Raw genomic sequence first — 14,553 nt, 5'->3', positions numbered from 1 at the left:
CGGCCCGTCGTTTTCTTTATATTGTCGCAGGTCTGATCATGCTGACGCTCGCCGCCGGGATTGGATGGAATCTGTTCCAGGACAGGCTGATGCGTGCCGCCCTGGTGCCCTCCGCCCCGTTCGCGCCCCCCGGGGATGCGGGTGCGCCGGATTATGGCACCGCCGCGGCGTGGCTCGCCCGGCCCGACCTCGCCGACGATCCGACACACTGGACGCCCAAGGGCGTGACGCGCGCGGCCCATCCCGACGTCGCCGTTTTCTATGTGCCGCCGACAACCTATCTGCGCCGCACCGCCTGGAACGCGCCGCTCGACGACGCCGAGGCCAACGGCCGGCTGCGCATCTTCGCGGCCAGCCAGGCGAGCGCATTCAACTCGGTCGGCGCGATCTGGGCGCCGCGCTATCGGCAGGCGACGATGGGGGCATTCCTCACCTCCACCGCGGACGCCGGCAAGGCGCTCGATTTCGCCTATCGCGACGTGGAGCGCGCCTTCGGCGCCTTCCTCGCGCAGGTGCCGCCACATGTGCCGATCATCCTCGCCGGGCACAGCCAGGGCTCGCTCCACCTGCTGCGCCTGCTCGCCGAACATGTCGCCGGGCAGCCGGTGCAGCGGCGCATCGTCGCGGCCTATGCCGTGGGCTGGCCGGTGTCGGTGGAGGCAGACGTGCCGGCGCTCGGTCTCCAGCCCTGCGCGCGCGCCGGGCAGACCGGGTGCATCCTGTCCTGGCAGAGCTTCGCCGAGCCCGCCGACCCCAGTCAGGTGCGTGACGTGTTCGACCTTTCCACCGGCTTCACCGGCCGGCCGCGCAAGGGCACGCACATGCTCTGCGTCAATCCGCTGACCGGCAGGCCGGGCGATACCGCCCCGGCCTCGGCCAATCTCGGCGCGCTACAGCCGACGGCGAGCCTGACCGACGCGATCCTCAAGCCCGGCGCGGTGCCGGCGCGCTGCGACGCGTCCGGCGTGCTGCTGATCGGGCCGCCGCCCGAGGGCTATGGCGCCTTCGTGCTGCGCGGCGAGAATTACCATGTGTTCGACTATGCCCTGTTCTGGGCGAATATCCGCGCCGACGCCGAGGCGCGCGTCGCCGCCTTCCACGCGCAGCACGGATGATCGGCACCGACGTCGCCGCCTTCGCCGAGGCGCTGCCGCAGGGCGGCCGGCTGGCCGGGCTCGACGTCGGCACCCGCACGATCGGCCTCGCGCTGTGCGACGCGCAATGGACGATCGCCACCCCCGCCGAGACGATCAAGCGCACCAAGTTCGGGCAGGATCTCGCCACGCTCGACGCCTTCTTCGCGAAGCAGGCGGTGCGCGGGCTGGTGATCGGCCTGCCGCTGTCGCTCGACGGCAGCGATTCGCCGCGCACGCAAGGGGTGCGCGCCTTCGCCCGCAACCTGTCGGTCCTCAAGCGCCCGATCCTGCTGTGGGACGAACGCTGGTCGACAGCGGCGGTCACGCGGACCTTGCTGGAAGCCGACGCGAGCCGCGCCAAGCGCGCCGAGGCGGTCGACAAGATGGCCGCCGCCTATATCCTGCAAGGTGCGATCGACGCGCTGATGCGCTGAGGCATCCACGACACCCGCCCTCGCCGGATGGGCGCTCCCCGCCGCACAGCGGTGGTCCCACCACCCTGTTGCCCCCCGGCCTCCCCTCGCCTATCGGACCGGCTCATGTCCGACGGCGTCCATCCCTTTCCGCATCGCCACCTCACCGGCATCTATGGCCTTCAGCCGCACGAAATCCTGTTCCTGCTCGACGAGGCGGAGCAATGGGTGACGCTCAACCGCGCCACCGCCAAGCATGACGAGCGGCTGTTCGGCCTCACCCAGATCAACGCCTTCTTCGAGAATTCGACACGCACGCTGTTGAGCTTCGAGATCGCCGGCAAGCGGCTCGGCATGGACGTCGTCAACATGGCGGTCGCCCAGTCGAGCGTGAAGAAGGGCGAGACGCTGATCGACACCGCAGTGACGCTCAACGCGATGCGGCCGGACGTGATCGTCATCCGCCACGAAAGCTCGGGCGCATCGCAGCTCATCGCCGAGAAGGTCGATTGCCCGGTGCTCAACGCCGGCGACGGGCGGCACGAGCATCCAACCCAGGCACTGCTCGACGCGCTGACCATCCGGCGGCGGCGCGGCAGGATCGAGAATCAGGTGGTGGCGATCTGCGGCGACGTGCTGCACAGCCGGGTGGCGCGCTCGAACATTCTCTGCCTGACCGCGCTCAATGCCGAGGTACGCGTGGTCGGTCCGCCGACGCTGCTGCCCCGGGATATCGAGCGGATGGGCGTGAAGGTCTTCACCAATCTCGAGGACGGCATCAGGGATGCCGACGTGGTGATGGCGCTTCGCCTTCAGACGGAGCGGATGCATGGCGGCTTCATCCCCTCGCCTCGCGAATATCACGCGCTCTACGGCCTGACGCCGGAGCGGATCGACCGGCTGGCGCCGGGCGCGCTCGTCATGCACCCGGGCCCGATGAACCGCGGCGTCGAGATCACCTCCGCCCTCGCCGACGATGCCGTTCGCTCGGCGATCACCGAACAGGTGGAGATGGGGGTGGCGGTGCGCATGGCCTGTCTCGACGTGCTGACCCGGCGCCGCCGCAAGGTGGAGGGCTGGGCATGAGCCGGGCGTTGGCGCTGCGCAACGCGCGGCTCGTCGATCCCGTCGCCGGCACGGTACGCGAGGGCTGCCTGCTCGCGCGCGACGGCGTCATCGAGGTGCTCGGCGATCTCGATCACATCACCCTGCGCAGCTCCGATGCGGTCGCCGATGTGCGGCGCGCGGTGGTGGCGCCGGGGCTGGTCGATCTCGGCGCTTTCGCCATCGACCTGCCGGGCTTCACCGCCGGGGGTATCACCCGCGCCGCGCTGATGCCCGATCAGGCGCCCGCGCTCGACGACGCGGCCCTGATCCAGCGCGCCGCCGCCGCCGGCAAGCCTGATGTGTGGATCCACCCGATCGCGGCGGCCACCGCCCGGCTCGAGGGCCGCGAGCTTGCCGAGATCGGGCTGATGAAGGCGGCCGGCGCCTGCGCCGTCGCCACCGGCCGCGCGCGCATCGCCGACGCCGGCGTGATGCACCGGCTGCTGAGCTATGCGGCGGCCCTTGACATGCTCGTCATCACCCACGCGGAGGATGAGGGACTCACCGGCGCCGCCGTCGCCACCGAGGGCGAGACCGCGACCCGCCTCGGCCTTGCCGCCGCCCCCGCCGCCGCCGAGGCGATGGCGGTGGCGCGCGACCTGATGCTGGCCGAGGACACCGGCGCGCGGCTGCACTTCCGCCAGGTGACGACGGCGCGCGCGTTCGAGCTGATCCGGGCCGCCAAGGCGCGCGGCGTGCGGGTCACCTGCGGGATCACCCCTGCCCATCTGATGCTGTCCGATATCGCGATGACGGGCTTCCGCACTTTCGCCCGCCTCTCCCCGCCGCTGCGCTGCGAGGATGACCGGCGCGCGGCGATCGAGGCGGTGCGCGACGGCACCGTCGACGTGATCTGTTCCGGCCATGATCCGCGTGGGCCGGAGGCAAAGCGCTTGCCCTTCGCTGATGCCGCGCCGGGCATGGCCGGCGCCGAGACGCTGCTCGCCCTGTCGCTCAATCTGGTGCGAGACGAGGTGATCGACCTGCCGCGCCTGTTCGCGCTGGTGTCGACCAATCCGGCGCGGCTGCTCGGGCTGCCGGGCGGGCGGCTGGAGGTGGGCGCCGCAGCCGATCTGGTCATCGTCGATGCCGATGCGCCGTGGAAGATCGACGCCGATCGCATGGCCGGCGCGGCGGGCAACACCCCGTTCGACGGCCTCCCCGTGCAGGGCAAGGTGCTGCGCACGATCAAGGGCGGGCAGCCGCTTGGCTGAGCGGCACAGGCCCCCTTCACGACGCCGGCGAATGGCCGACGCCTGCCCAGAGGTAACCAAATATTAAGTCATTTACGTAACAACTCGCCCTTGCGCATTGCGGCACTCGGGGGAGGCATTGCTGGACGGGTTCACCGTGGGACTGTGCATAGGCAAGCTGACAGCGGCGGCGATGGCCGTCACCCTCGCCACCCAGGCCGCGCAAGCCGCGGAGACAGACGCGCCAGCCGGACATCAGGTGGCGACAGTGTTCCTCAATACCACCCCTCAGGATTCCGCCGCCGCCATCGCGGGCTGGCGATCGCGCGCCGCGGCGGGCAATGCCGAGGCGCAGTATAATCTCGGGCAGGCCTATCGCCGCGGAGAGGGCGTGCCCGCGGATCCGGATCAGGCCCAATCCTGGTATCGCAAGGCAGCCGATCAGGGCTATCTCAACGCCGAGGCGCAGCTCGGCCTCATGCTGTTCACCTCGCCGCGACGGTCGGAGTCGTTTTCGTGGCTGGAAAAGGCCGCCACCGCGGGCGAGCCGCGCGCGCAATATGTGCTGGGCACCGCGCTGTTCAACGGCGACGGCGTGGCCAAGGATTGGCCCCGCGCCTACGCGATGATGAGCCGGGCCGCCGCCGGCGGGCTCGATGCCGCAAAGCGCAGTCTGGCGACGATGGAAACCTATATCAACGTCGCCGACAGGCAGAGGGGCGCGGCACTGGCCAGCGCGCTCGGCGCGAACGGGGCTCCTGCTGCCGCGCCCCGGGCGGAGACGGCCGTTCGCGCCCCGGCCTCGGCTGCCACCGTGCACCCGGCGAAGGTGTCGGCGGGCAGCGGCTGGCGCATCCAGCTCGGCGCTTTCGGCCAGGAGCAGGCGGCGCAGAATTATTGGACGGACCTGTCCCGCCTGGCGACGTTGCGCGATCTGACGCCGCGCTTCATGCCGGCGAACGGGGTAACCCGGTTGCAGGCCGGCCCCTTCCCCGGCAAGGCGGCGGCGGCGAGCGCGTGCGCCGCCATCCAGAAGGCCGGCAAGGGCTGTTTCCTGGTCGCGCCCTGAGCCGCCCCTCCCCTTACTCGTCCGCCGCCCATTCGGCGCGCGGCCAGCCCTGCGCGTAGAGCAACGCGGTCAGATCGCAGGCGTCGATGCGCGCCGCCGCCGCCGCCGCGGTGCGCGGCTTGGCATGATAGGCGACGCCGAGGCCGGCGGCCTGGATCATCGGGATGTCGTTGGCGCCGTCGCCCACCGCCAGCGTCTCCTCCGGCATGAGGCCAAGCGCGTCGCGCTCGGCGAGCAGCGTCGTCACCTTGGTCTGGGCATCGACGATGGGCTGGGCGACCGTACCGGCCAGCGCGCCGTCGGCCATGTCGAGATGGTTGGCGATGGCGCGATCGAAGCCGATCTCCGCGGCGACGCGATCGGCGAACACGGTGAAGCCGCCCGACACCAGCACGGTCCGCCCGCCCCGCGCGCGCATGGTGCGGATCAGCGCGCGGGCGCCGGGCATGATCGCCACCCGCTCGGCATGACAGCGGTCGATCGAGTCCGCGGCGAGGCCCTTGAGCAGGGCGACGCGGGCGGCAAGCGCCTCGCCGAAATCGAGTTCGCCGCGCATCGCGCGCTCGGTGACGGCGGCGATTTCCGCCTTGATGCCGGCATAATCCGCGAGCTCGTCGATGCACTCGATGGTGATCATCGTCGAATCCATGTCGGCGACGAGCAGCCGCTTGGCGCGCCCCGCCTCCGGCTGGACGATGACATCGACGCCGGCGGCCAGCCCCTCGAGCGCGGCGCGAGCGGCGACGGCATCGCCGGTGAAGGGAAGGTCCGCGGCCTTGCCCTCGTCGAGCCAGCGCGGCTCGACCGGGTTGGCGCCAGCAGCGGCGAGCGCGTCACGCGCGGCGGAAATATCGCCGCGGCCGATCGTATCGGCTGCTATCAGGGTTGCGATGAACATGATCTCTCCACAAGGCCGGCCGGCGGTGGCGCTTATTGCCGGGCCGACGGCGAGCGGCAAGTCGGCTCATGCGCTGGCGCTTGCGGAACGGACTGGCGGCGTCATCGTCAACGCCGATTCCGCGCAGGTCTATCGCGATCTCCGAATTCTTTCCGCCCGCCCCAGCGCCGAGGAGGAGGCGCGCGTGCCGCACCGGTTGTTCGGCTATGTCGACGGCGCCGATGCCTGTTCGGCGGCGCAATGGGCGGGGGATGCCAGGGCGGCGATCGCGGCCGCCCATGCCGAGGGACGGCTGCCGATCCTTGTCGGCGGCACCGGCATGTATATCCGCACGCTGCTCGACGGCATCGCGCCGGTGCCGGAGATCGACCCGGAGGTGCGCGCCACCGTCCGCGCGCTGGACGTGGCCGCCGCCCGCGCCGCGCTGGAACGTGAAGATGCGGAGGCGGCGGCGCGCATCGGCCCGCGCGATACCGCCCGCATCGCCCGCGCGCTGGAGGTGGTGCGCTCGACCGGCCAGTCGATCCTCATTTGGCGGGCGAGGCGAAGCGGCGGCATCGCCGACGGCATCACACTCCAGCCGCTCGTAATCCTGCCCCCCACCGAGCTTCTCTATGCCCGCTGCGACGCCCGCGCGGCGGCGATGATCGCGGCCGGCGCGCTCGATGAGGCGGCGGCGCTCAAAGCGCGGCGGCTGGATCACGCATTACCGGTGATGCGGGCGATCGGGGTGCCGCCGCTGCTCCGCCATCTCAACGGCGAAATCACGCTCGACGCCGCGCTTCGCCAACTTCAACAGGACACACGCAATTACGCCAAGCGCCAGAAAACGTGGATCAGGCACCAGTTTCCCGAGGCTTGGCCGCATGTGCCGTTTGTAGACAGTAACGAAGTTCATCCTTTACGCGCCGTTTAGAACCGTTGCGGGATTTCCGCGCCACCTTTAAGGCCGGCGCAGCTATTTAGAGAGCCGGGGTCCATCATGAAGCTGATCGTCGCACTGGTTGCGAGCGCGAGCGTGCTCGCCTTCGCCACGCCCGCCCTCGCCGTGGGCAATCCCGCGCTCGGCAATGCCGCGAACGGCCTTCAGGCGATGCGCGAGCTGAACCTGATCGTACTCGGCAACCTGACCAACGGGTCCCAGCATGTGCAGGGCAAGGCCTTCATCGGCGGTGACTCGGCCGGCGTCGAAGTCGGCAGCGGCGGTTCCGGCGCCTACACCCACAGCAGCCGGGCCGCGCTGACCGTCGGCGGCAACATCAGCAACGCCGCGGTCCAGTCGGGGCTCGGCTCGCCGCAGTCGGTGCGCGTCGGCGGCAACATCAACAACATCAACATGAACGTCGGCGGCCACATCGATGCCGGCGGCACGGTGAGCGGCTTCAACCCGAGCGGCACCAAGACCGCGACCACCGGCGTCGCCGGCCTGAAGACGCAGATCCAGACGGAAACGACGACCCTTGCCAACGATCTGGCGGCGCTGTCCCTTTCGCTGAAGCAGCTGCCGGCGATCGCCACGATCACCTCAAAGGCCAACAAGCTCGACGTCACCGGCGCCGGCGACTTCGCCGTGTTCAACATGACCGAGGCGGCGTTCGAGGACGGCAATGATTACGACAAGCTGTTCGCCGGCCTCGCCGGCAACCTGTCGATCGTGATCAACGTGTTCGGCGCCGATATCGACCAGAGCAGCAACTTCAACGCCGGCGCCTGGGTGAATGAGCATGTGTTGTGGAACTTCGTCGAAGCCACCACGATCGACGTGAAGGGCTTCCACGGCTCGATCCTCGGCGTCAATGCGGCGCTGGGCAACAGCTCGTCGATCGAGGGCTCGGTTGCGGTCAACAATTTTGCGATGCGCGGCGAGGTTCATCTCGGCACCTTCCAGGGCCCCGGCCCGCGTACCCCGGTGACGCCGGTGCCCGAGCCCGCGACGTGGGGCACGATGTTGCTCGGCTTCGGCATGGTCGGTATGATGGCGCGTTCGCGCCGCCGGCGGTCGATTATCGCGGGCTGATCCCCGCCTCGCCCGGCTCGACACCAACCCATTCGAGCCGCCCCGGGGAGACCCGGGGCGGCTTTTTGTTTATCTTCGCCCGGTTGTTTATCTCAGCCCGGTCAAAAGGCCGGTCATAAAATGATGATCCGGCGGGCGCTGTGGGAATAATATTTCTTATAATGGTTTGACACCCTAATTTTCAGCCGCTATCGGCGCGGCTTCCCAACGCATGGAACGAGCGATGAAGGACGAGCTGAGCGGCGCTGACATATTGGTCGAGACCTTGAGCGCGCTCGGGGTGGAGATCGTGTTCGGCTATCCGGGCGGCGCCGTGCTTCCGATTTACGATGCGCTGTTCAAGCAGCGGAAGCTGCGTCACATCCTCGTCCGCCAGGAAGGCGGCGCCGCCCACGCGGCGGAGGGCTATGCGCGCTCCACCGGCAAGCCGGGGGTGGTGCTGGTCACCTCCGGGCCGGGCGCCACCAACATCGTCACCGGCCTCGCCGACGCGCTGATGGATTCGATCCCGATGGTGGTCATCACCGGGCAGGTGCCGACACACCTGATCGGCACCGACGCCTTCCAGGAGGCGGACACGGTCGGCATCACCCGCCACTGCACCAAGCATAATTATCTGGTGAAGGATCCCGCCAGGCTGGCGGCGACGCTGCACGAGGCATTCCACATCGCCACCTCCGGACGGCCGGGCCCGGTTGTCATTGACCTGCCCAAGGACGTCCAGATCGCCACCGCGCCGTGGCCGGCGGACGTCGACGCGGCGGCCGACCCGGTGGTGCGCGTCCGCCCCACCTATCGTCCGCAGGAAGCAGCCGACCCGGCGCTGATCGAAGCGGCGGTGGAGATGCTGGCGGCGGCGGAGCGGCCGATCCTCTATACCGGCGGCGGCATCATCAATTCCGGCCCGCAGGCGAGTGCCGCCCTGCGTCAGCTCCAGTCGCTGACCGGCGCGCCGGTCACCTCGACGCTGATGGGCCTGGGCGCCTTCCCCGCCTCCCATCCGGACTGGCTGGGCATGCTCGGCATGCACGGCACCTACGAGGCGAATCTGGCGATGAACGAGGCGGACCTGATCCTCGCCCTCGGCGCGCGCTTCGACGATCGCGTCACCGGCCGGGTCGACGCCTTCGCCCCCGGAGCGAAGAAGATCCACGTCGATATCGACCGTTCCTCGATCAACAAGGTGATCCGCGTCGATATGGGCATCGTCGGCGATGTCGGCCGGGTGCTGGACGAGATGATCCGCATCTGGCGCGAGCGCGGCCATGCCCGGGTCGACCAGACCGACTGGCAGGCGCGCATCGCCCGGTGGCGCGCGAAGGACTGCCTCGCCGTGCCGCCCGCGCCCGACGCGCAGGCGATCATGCCGCAGACGGCGATCCGCCGGCTGTGGGAGGCGACCCACGCCCGCCGTCCGATCATCACCACCGAGGTCGGCCAGCACCAGATGTGGGCGGCGCAGCATTTCGGCTTCGAGGATCCCAATCGCTGGCTGACCTCCGGCGGGCTGGGCACGATGGGCTACGGCCTGCCGGCGGCGATCGGCGCCCAGCTCGGCGATCCGGACGCGCTGGTCATCGATATCGCCGGCGAGGCGTCGATCCAGATGAACAGCCAGGAGATGGCCACCGCCACCCAATATCGCCTGCCGGTGAAGGTGTTCATCCTGAACAACGAATATATGGGCATGGTCCGCCAGTGGCAGGAGCTGACCTATTCCAGCCGCTATTCCGAAAGCTATTCCGAGGCGCTGCCGGATTTCGTGCGGCTGGCGGAGGCCTATGGCTGGCGCGGCCTGCGCATCGACACGCTGGATCAGCTCGACGACGGCATTGCCGCGATGCTCGACCATCCCGGCCCGGTGATGGTCGATTGTCGGGTGACGAAGCTCGCCAACTGCTTCCCGATGATCCCGAGCGGGGCCGCCCATACCGACATGATCCTCCAGGCCAACGAGGTATCGGGCGAGATGGACGACGAGGCGCGCGCGCTGGTCTGAGCGCGGCGCGCCTGCCCCCTCTCCACCCCTTCGATCCGAGCGAAACCGATGCACATCCGCCCCGAGGCCGCCGAGCGGCACACGCTTTCGATTATCGTCGACAATGAATCCGGCATCCTCGCGCGGATCGCCGGGCTGTTTTCGGCGCGCGGCTACAATATCGAGAGCCTGACCGTCGCCGACATCACCGAGGACGAGGCGGTGAGCCGCATCACCATCGTCACCAAGGGCTCGCCGGCGGTGATCGAGCAGATCATCGCCCAGCTCGACCGGCTGGTGCCCGTGCATCGCGTCACCGACCTCACCGCGCTCGGCCCCTATGTCGAGCGGGAGCTGGCACTGGTGAAGGTGGCCGGGTCGGGCGACCACCGCATCGAGGCGCTGCGCCTCGCCGAGGTCTATCGCGCGCGTGTCGTCGACGCGACCATCTCCAGCTTCGTGTTCGAGGTGACCGGCGGCACCGAAAAGATCGACAAGTTCCTCGAGCTGATGCGGGAAGTGGGCCTTGTCGAGGTGGCGCGCACCGGTGTCGCCGCCATCGCCCGCGGGCGCGACGCCGGCCAGTAATCAACACACAGCAATCGCGCCGCCTGGGGGCGGCAGGAAGAAGGGACGACAAGACATGCGCGTTTATTATGATCGCGACGCCGATATCGGCCTGATCAAGACCAAGAAGGTCGCGATCGTCGGCTATGGCAGCCAGGGCCATGCCCATGCGCAGAATCTGCGCGACAGCGGCGTGACCGAGGTGGCGATCGCGCTGCGCCCGGGCTCGGCCTCGGCGCAGAAGGCGGAGGGGGCCGGCTTCAAGGTGATGGCCACCGCCGAAGCGGCCGCCTGGGCCGACATCGTCATGATCCTCGCGCCGGACGAGCACCAGTCCGCGATCTGGGAAGCCGACATCCGGGCGAACATCCGCGACGGCGCCGCGATCGCCTTCGCCCACGGCCTCAACGTGCATTTCGGCCTGATCGAGCCGCCGGCGAACATCGACGTGTTCATGATCGCGCCCAAGGGCCCGGGCCATACGGTGCGCTCCGAATATCAGCGCGGCGGCGGCGTGCCCTGCCTGATCGCCATCCATCAGGATGCCTCGGGCAACGCCCATGACGTGGCGCTCTCCTATGCCAGCGCGATCGGCGGCGGCCGTTCAGGCATCATCGAGACGACCTTCAAGGAAGAATGCGAGACCGATCTCTTCGGCGAGCAGGCGGTGCTCTGCGGCGGCCTCTCCCACCTGATCATGGCCGGGTTCGAGACGCTGGTGGAGGCCGGCTACTCCCCGGAAATGGCCTATTTCGAATGCCTGCACGAAGTGAAGCTGATCGTCGACCTGATGTATGAGGGCGGCATCGCCAACATGCGCTACTCGATCAGCAACACGGCGGAATATGGCGATTATCACACCGGGCCGCGCCTCATCACCGACGACACCAAGAAGGAAATGAAGCGCGTGCTGGCCGACATCCAGCAGGGCCGCTTCGTGCAGCGCTTCATGATGGACAATCGCATGGGCAATCCCGAGATGAAGGCGGCGCGCAAGCTGCAGGCCGAGCATCCGATCGAGAAGACGGGCGCTGAGCTGCGCGCGATGATGCCGTGGATCGCCAAGAACAAGCTGGTCGACAAGGCAAAGAACTGATCCGGCGCGCTTTCGGGGAGGCAGCGGGCTTCCCCGAAGCATCGCCACCCTGAAGGCTGCGAAGCTGGTGGGTGAAGTTTGACAGAAACGGGGGCGGCGCCGAGAAGGGCCGCCCCTTCGTCTTTCGAGAGAGATCGTCCGATGCGCCGTGGCCTGCTCCTGCCACTCGCCCTCCTCGCCGTGGCCTCGGCCACCGGAGCGCAGGCGCCGAACGCCATCCCCGGCGCGCCCGATCCGAGCCGCGTCGCCGCCGGCACCTATCAGGTGGAGCCGGGCCACACCCAGATCCTGTTCGGCGTCGATCATCTCGGCTTCACGCCCTATTACGGCCATTTTTCCGAGGTCTCCGGAACGCTGACCATCGACCCGGCGCGACCGGCCGCCGCGGCTCTCGACGTCACCGTGCCGGTCGCCAGCGTGCGCACGACCAGCACGAGGCTCGACGAGGAGCTGGCCTCACCGATGTTCTTCGACGCCGCGAAATTCCCGACCATGCGCTTCCGTTCGACCGCCATCCAGCTTCGCCAGGCCGGGGCGCTGGTGCAGGGCGAACTGACCCTGCATGGGGTGACGCGGCCGGTGGCGCTGGAGGTGCTGTTCCACGGTGCCGGCACCAATCCCAATCGCAAGACGGCGACGATCGGTTTCGAGGGCCGCGCCCATATCAAGCGCAGCGAGTTCGGCGTGACCTATGGCCTGCCGGGAATTTCGGATGAGGTGACGGTGATCATCGCCGCCGCGTTCGAAAAGCCGGCCGGCTGATCCGCTCAGGCGGCGCGGGCAGGACGGTCCGACGGGTCCGGCCGGGCGAAGCTGTCGAACAGCATCTGCAGTGTCCGATCGCGCAGCAGCGGGGTGCGATCGGCGATGGTGCGGGCGAACGACCGCCCGTCCTCCGCGGTCAGTACTTCCTGACACGCGAAATCCCAGCCGTGGAAGGCCCGCTCCGGCACCGTGCGCGCCGCGATCAGCCGGGGTTCGACATGGCGCGGGTCCGCGCAGATGCGGGCATAGCGGGACGACACGATTTCCCGTTCCCCTTCAATGACTTGAAGAAATCGGAAGCCGTTATAAATAAGAATTCCGGTAATATTATCGTCATGATTATTACGCTGCGCCGCAACAGCAATAGCGTCGATCTCTGCCCAGCTCAGTCCTGCGCGTGCCGCACTCACGAACGTCAATTGAAACATGGCCCACCCTATTCAGGATGACGCCCCTCATGCGCCCCTGACATACCCTTAATGGACGGTTAGCCGAACGTAAAGGATGTGACTTCTTGTCCTGCGAAACGATAATTCGCCTAGCGTCGGCCGAACAGTTTCTCGATATCGGCGTGGCCCAGCTTTACCCAGGTGGGGCGGCCGTGGTTGCACTGGCCCGAATGAGGGGTGATCTCCATTTCACGCAACAGCGCGTTCATCTCCGCCACCGACAGCACGCGGCCGGCGCGCACCGACCCGTGGCACGCCATGGTCGCGGCGACATGGTCCAGCCGCTCGCGCAGCGCCAGCGCTTCCCCGAAGGCGGCGAGTTCGTCGGCGAGATCGGTGACGAGGCCCTCGACATCCGCGCCGCCGAGCAGCGCCGGGGTGGCACGCACCAGCACCGCCTTGGGCCCGAACCGCTCCAGCTCGAGTCCGAGCCCGGCCAGCTCATCCGCCCGCGCCTCCAGCCGGTCGCAGGCCGGTTCGTCCAGTTCGACGACCTGCGGCAGCAGCAGCGTCTGGGCGGCGACGCCGGACCCCGCCATGGCGGCGCGCATCCGCTCCAGCACCAGCCGCTCATGCGCGGCATGCTGGTCGACCAGCACCAGCCCGTCGTCGGCCTCCGCGACGATATAGGTGTTGGCCACCTGGCCCCGCGCCACGCCGAGAGGATGGCTGACCGAGGCCGGGGGCGGCGCCGCGGCAGGCTCGGCGCGGGCCATCGGCGGCGCCGAATAGCCGGGTACCGCATCGTGCAGGGTCGCCGGTCGGGCATAGCCGGTGGGCGCGGCATAGGAGAAGGAGGGCGCCGTCACCGGCTCTGTCACCCAGGCGCCGAGCGCCGCTTCGGACGGGCGCTGCACGCTGCGATGGCCGGCGGCGTCGAGCGCGGCGCGCAGGCCGCCGACGATGAGGCCGCGCACCAGCCCGGGATCGCGAAAGCGCACCTCGGTCTTGGCCGGGTGGACGTTCACATCCACCTGGTCGCCAGGCAGATCAATGAACAGCGCGACGACGGGGTGGCGATCGCGGGCGAGCATGTCCTGATAGGCGCCGCGCACCGCGCCGACGAGCAGTCGATCGCGCACCGGCCGCCCGTTGACGAACAGATATTGGTGATCGGCGACGCCGCGATTGAAGGTCGGCAGGCCGGCGACGCCGCCCAGCATCACGCCCTCGCGAACATGGTCGAGGGCGACGCTGTTCTCGGCGAGCGCGCGATCGGTGAGCGCGGCGACCCGCTGGGGGCGATCCTCCCCCGGCGGGACGGAAAGGGCGCGGCGACCGTCATGCTCGACGGTGAAGCCGATTTCCGGCCGGGCCATGGCGAGGCGGCGGACGATATCGAGGCAGGCGGCATATTCCGAGCGCGCCGAGCGCAGGAACTTGCGCCGCGCCGGCACCTTTTCGAACAGGCCCTCGACCCGCACCCGCGTGCCGGGCGGGATCGCCGCCGGCCCCTCGCCCACCGCCACGCCGTTGTCGACCGTGCGCGCCCAGCCATCGGCGCCGCGCACGCGGCTCTCGATGGTCAGCCGCGCGACCGAGGCGATCGAGGGCAGCGCCTCGCCGCGAAAGCCCAGTGTGGTGACGGCGTCGATCGCCTCGTCCGGCAGCTTGGAGGTAGCGTGGCGCTCGCAGGCCAGCGCGATCTCGCCGGCGGGGATGCCACAGCCGTCGTCGGCGACCTCGATCCGGTCGATCCCGCCTGCCGCAAGGGTGATGGCGATGCGTGTCGCGCCGGCATCAATGGCGTTTTCGACCAGTTCCTTAAGCGCCGCAGCCGGCCTTTCCACCACTTCACCGGCAGCGATGCGATTCACAAGTCCGTCGGGCAGTCGGCGTATTGACATGGGACAGCCTCTAGCCCA

The 14,553-nt window shown here is 69.1% G+C and carries 14 protein-coding genes; 11 read left to right on the top strand and 3 right to left on the bottom strand.

Annotated features, from left to right (window positions below; translation table 11 throughout):
* Positions 1-38: 38 nt before the first annotated feature.
* The 5 genes from KOF26_RS13550 to KOF26_RS13530 all read left to right on the top strand — a co-directional run bounded on the left by KOF26_RS13550 (position 39) and on the right by KOF26_RS13530 (position 4,918).
* Positions 39-1,115, top strand: coding sequence for a DUF3089 domain-containing protein (locus KOF26_RS13550; protein WP_435876857.1), 1,077 nt, complete (start codon positions 39-41; stop codon positions 1,113-1,115).
* Positions 1,112-1,570, top strand: a complete 459-nt coding sequence (ruvX, locus tag KOF26_RS13545; RefSeq protein WP_216325940.1) for a Holliday junction resolvase RuvX — start codon at positions 1,112-1,114, stop codon at positions 1,568-1,570. Before KOF26_RS13550 ends, ruvX begins: the two co-directional genes overlap by 4 nt.
* 105 nt (positions 1,571-1,675) lie before the next feature.
* Entirely contained in the window at positions 1,676-2,635 is a 960-nt protein-coding gene (locus KOF26_RS13540; protein ID WP_216325938.1) for an aspartate carbamoyltransferase catalytic subunit, read from the top strand.
* Positions 2,632-3,870 (top strand): dihydroorotase, encoded by a 1,239-nt coding sequence (locus KOF26_RS13535; RefSeq protein ID WP_216325936.1) that lies wholly within the window; start codon positions 2,632-2,634, stop codon positions 3,868-3,870. Before KOF26_RS13540 ends, KOF26_RS13535 begins: the two co-directional genes overlap by 4 nt.
* Positions 3,871-4,006: 136 nt before the next feature.
* Positions 4,007-4,918 carry an SPOR domain-containing protein gene (locus tag KOF26_RS13530; RefSeq protein ID WP_363182252.1) on the top strand — a complete coding sequence of 304 codons (912 nt, stop codon included), beginning with the start codon at positions 4,007-4,009 and terminating at the stop codon, positions 4,916-4,918.
* A 13-nt stretch (positions 4,919-4,931) separates the two neighbouring features.
* Here the strand turns inward: KOF26_RS13530 and serB are convergent, their stop codons facing one another.
* Positions 4,932-5,816 (bottom strand): phosphoserine phosphatase SerB, encoded by an 885-nt coding sequence (gene serB, locus KOF26_RS13525; protein WP_216325934.1) that lies wholly within the window; start codon positions 5,814-5,816, stop codon positions 4,932-4,934.
* Here serB and miaA point away from each other — a divergent pair.
* From miaA to KOF26_RS13495, 6 genes are all read left to right on the top strand, one after another.
* Complete coding sequence (miaA, locus tag KOF26_RS13520) at positions 5,815-6,732, top strand: tRNA (adenosine(37)-N6)-dimethylallyltransferase MiaA (protein ID WP_435876856.1); 918 nt, start codon at positions 5,815-5,817, stop codon at positions 6,730-6,732. The two genes, serB and miaA, sit on opposite strands and share 2 nt — an antisense overlap.
* 66 nt (positions 6,733-6,798) lie before the next feature.
* Positions 6,799-7,833, top strand: a complete 1,035-nt coding sequence (locus KOF26_RS13515; protein WP_216325930.1) for a collagen-binding domain-containing protein — start codon at positions 6,799-6,801, stop codon at positions 7,831-7,833.
* A gap of 223 nt (positions 7,834-8,056) precedes the next feature.
* Positions 8,057-9,832: a biosynthetic-type acetolactate synthase large subunit gene (gene ilvB, locus KOF26_RS13510; RefSeq protein ID WP_216325927.1), complete on the top strand. Its 1,776-nt coding sequence runs from the start codon at positions 8,057-8,059 to the stop codon at positions 9,830-9,832.
* A 48-nt stretch (positions 9,833-9,880) separates the two neighbouring features.
* A complete protein-coding gene (ilvN, locus tag KOF26_RS13505) occupies positions 9,881-10,399 on the top strand; it encodes an acetolactate synthase small subunit (RefSeq protein WP_216325924.1) in 519 nt (172 codons plus the stop codon).
* A gap of 55 nt (positions 10,400-10,454) precedes the next feature.
* The gene (gene ilvC / locus KOF26_RS13500; protein WP_216325920.1) at positions 10,455-11,474 is read left to right on the top strand and encodes a ketol-acid reductoisomerase; all 1,020 of its coding nucleotides are present in this window, start codon (positions 10,455-10,457) and stop codon (positions 11,472-11,474) included.
* Positions 11,475-11,615: 141 nt separating this feature from the next.
* Positions 11,616-12,236: a YceI family protein gene (locus KOF26_RS13495; protein ID WP_216325917.1), complete on the top strand. Its 621-nt coding sequence runs from the start codon at positions 11,616-11,618 to the stop codon at positions 12,234-12,236.
* Positions 12,237-12,241: 5 nt separating this feature from the next.
* On the opposite strand, the gene KOF26_RS13490 is transcribed toward KOF26_RS13495, so the two are convergent.
* Positions 12,242-12,667 carry a BLUF domain-containing protein gene (locus KOF26_RS13490; protein WP_216325914.1) on the bottom strand — a complete coding sequence of 142 codons (426 nt, stop codon included), beginning with the start codon at positions 12,665-12,667 and terminating at the stop codon, positions 12,242-12,244.
* A 110-nt stretch (positions 12,668-12,777) separates the two neighbouring features.
* On the bottom strand, positions 12,778-14,535 hold the full coding sequence (mutL, locus tag KOF26_RS13485) for a DNA mismatch repair endonuclease MutL (RefSeq protein ID WP_216325909.1): 1,758 nt from the start codon (positions 14,533-14,535) through the stop codon (positions 12,778-12,780).
* Positions 14,536-14,553 lie beyond the last annotated feature (18 nt).

Source organism: Sphingomonas quercus (assembly GCF_018863195.1).
GTDB classification, from domain to species: domain Bacteria; phylum Pseudomonadota; class Alphaproteobacteria; order Sphingomonadales; family Sphingomonadaceae; genus Solisphingomonas; species Solisphingomonas quercus.
Note: the sequence above shows the minus strand (reverse complement) of the source record. Positions and strands in the feature narration are given on the sequence as shown.

Excerpts from the sequence above, each read along its gene's own strand:
- KOF26_RS13515 (WP_216325930.1), top strand. The coding sequence starts at position 6,799 with ATGAAGCTGATCGTCGCACTGGTTGCGAGCGCGAGCGTGCTCGCCTTC.
- mutL (WP_216325909.1), bottom strand. The coding sequence starts at position 14,535 with ATGTCAATACGCCGACTGCCCGACGGACTTGTGAATCGCATCGCTGCC.
- serB (WP_216325934.1), bottom strand. The coding sequence starts at position 5,816 with ATGTTCATCGCAACCCTGATAGCAGCCGATACGATCGGCCGCGGCGAT.
- KOF26_RS13540 (WP_216325938.1), top strand. The coding sequence starts at position 1,676 with ATGTCCGACGGCGTCCATCCCTTTCCGCATCGCCACCTCACCGGCATC.
- KOF26_RS13535 (WP_216325936.1), top strand. The coding sequence starts at position 2,632 with ATGAGCCGGGCGTTGGCGCTGCGCAACGCGCGGCTCGTCGATCCCGTC.
- ilvB (WP_216325927.1), top strand. The coding sequence starts at position 8,057 with ATGAAGGACGAGCTGAGCGGCGCTGACATATTGGTCGAGACCTTGAGC.
- miaA (WP_435876856.1), top strand. The coding sequence starts at position 5,815 with ATGATCTCTCCACAAGGCCGGCCGGCGGTGGCGCTTATTGCCGGGCCG.
- KOF26_RS13550 (WP_435876857.1), top strand. The coding sequence starts at position 39 with ATGCTGACGCTCGCCGCCGGGATTGGATGGAATCTGTTCCAGGACAGG.
- ilvN (WP_216325924.1), top strand. The coding sequence starts at position 9,881 with ATGCACATCCGCCCCGAGGCCGCCGAGCGGCACACGCTTTCGATTATC.
- ilvC (WP_216325920.1), top strand. The coding sequence starts at position 10,455 with ATGCGCGTTTATTATGATCGCGACGCCGATATCGGCCTGATCAAGACC.
- KOF26_RS13495 (WP_216325917.1), top strand. The coding sequence starts at position 11,616 with ATGCGCCGTGGCCTGCTCCTGCCACTCGCCCTCCTCGCCGTGGCCTCG.
- KOF26_RS13490 (WP_216325914.1), bottom strand. The coding sequence starts at position 12,667 with ATGTTTCAATTGACGTTCGTGAGTGCGGCACGCGCAGGACTGAGCTGG.
- ruvX (WP_216325940.1), top strand. The coding sequence starts at position 1,112 with ATGATCGGCACCGACGTCGCCGCCTTCGCCGAGGCGCTGCCGCAGGGC.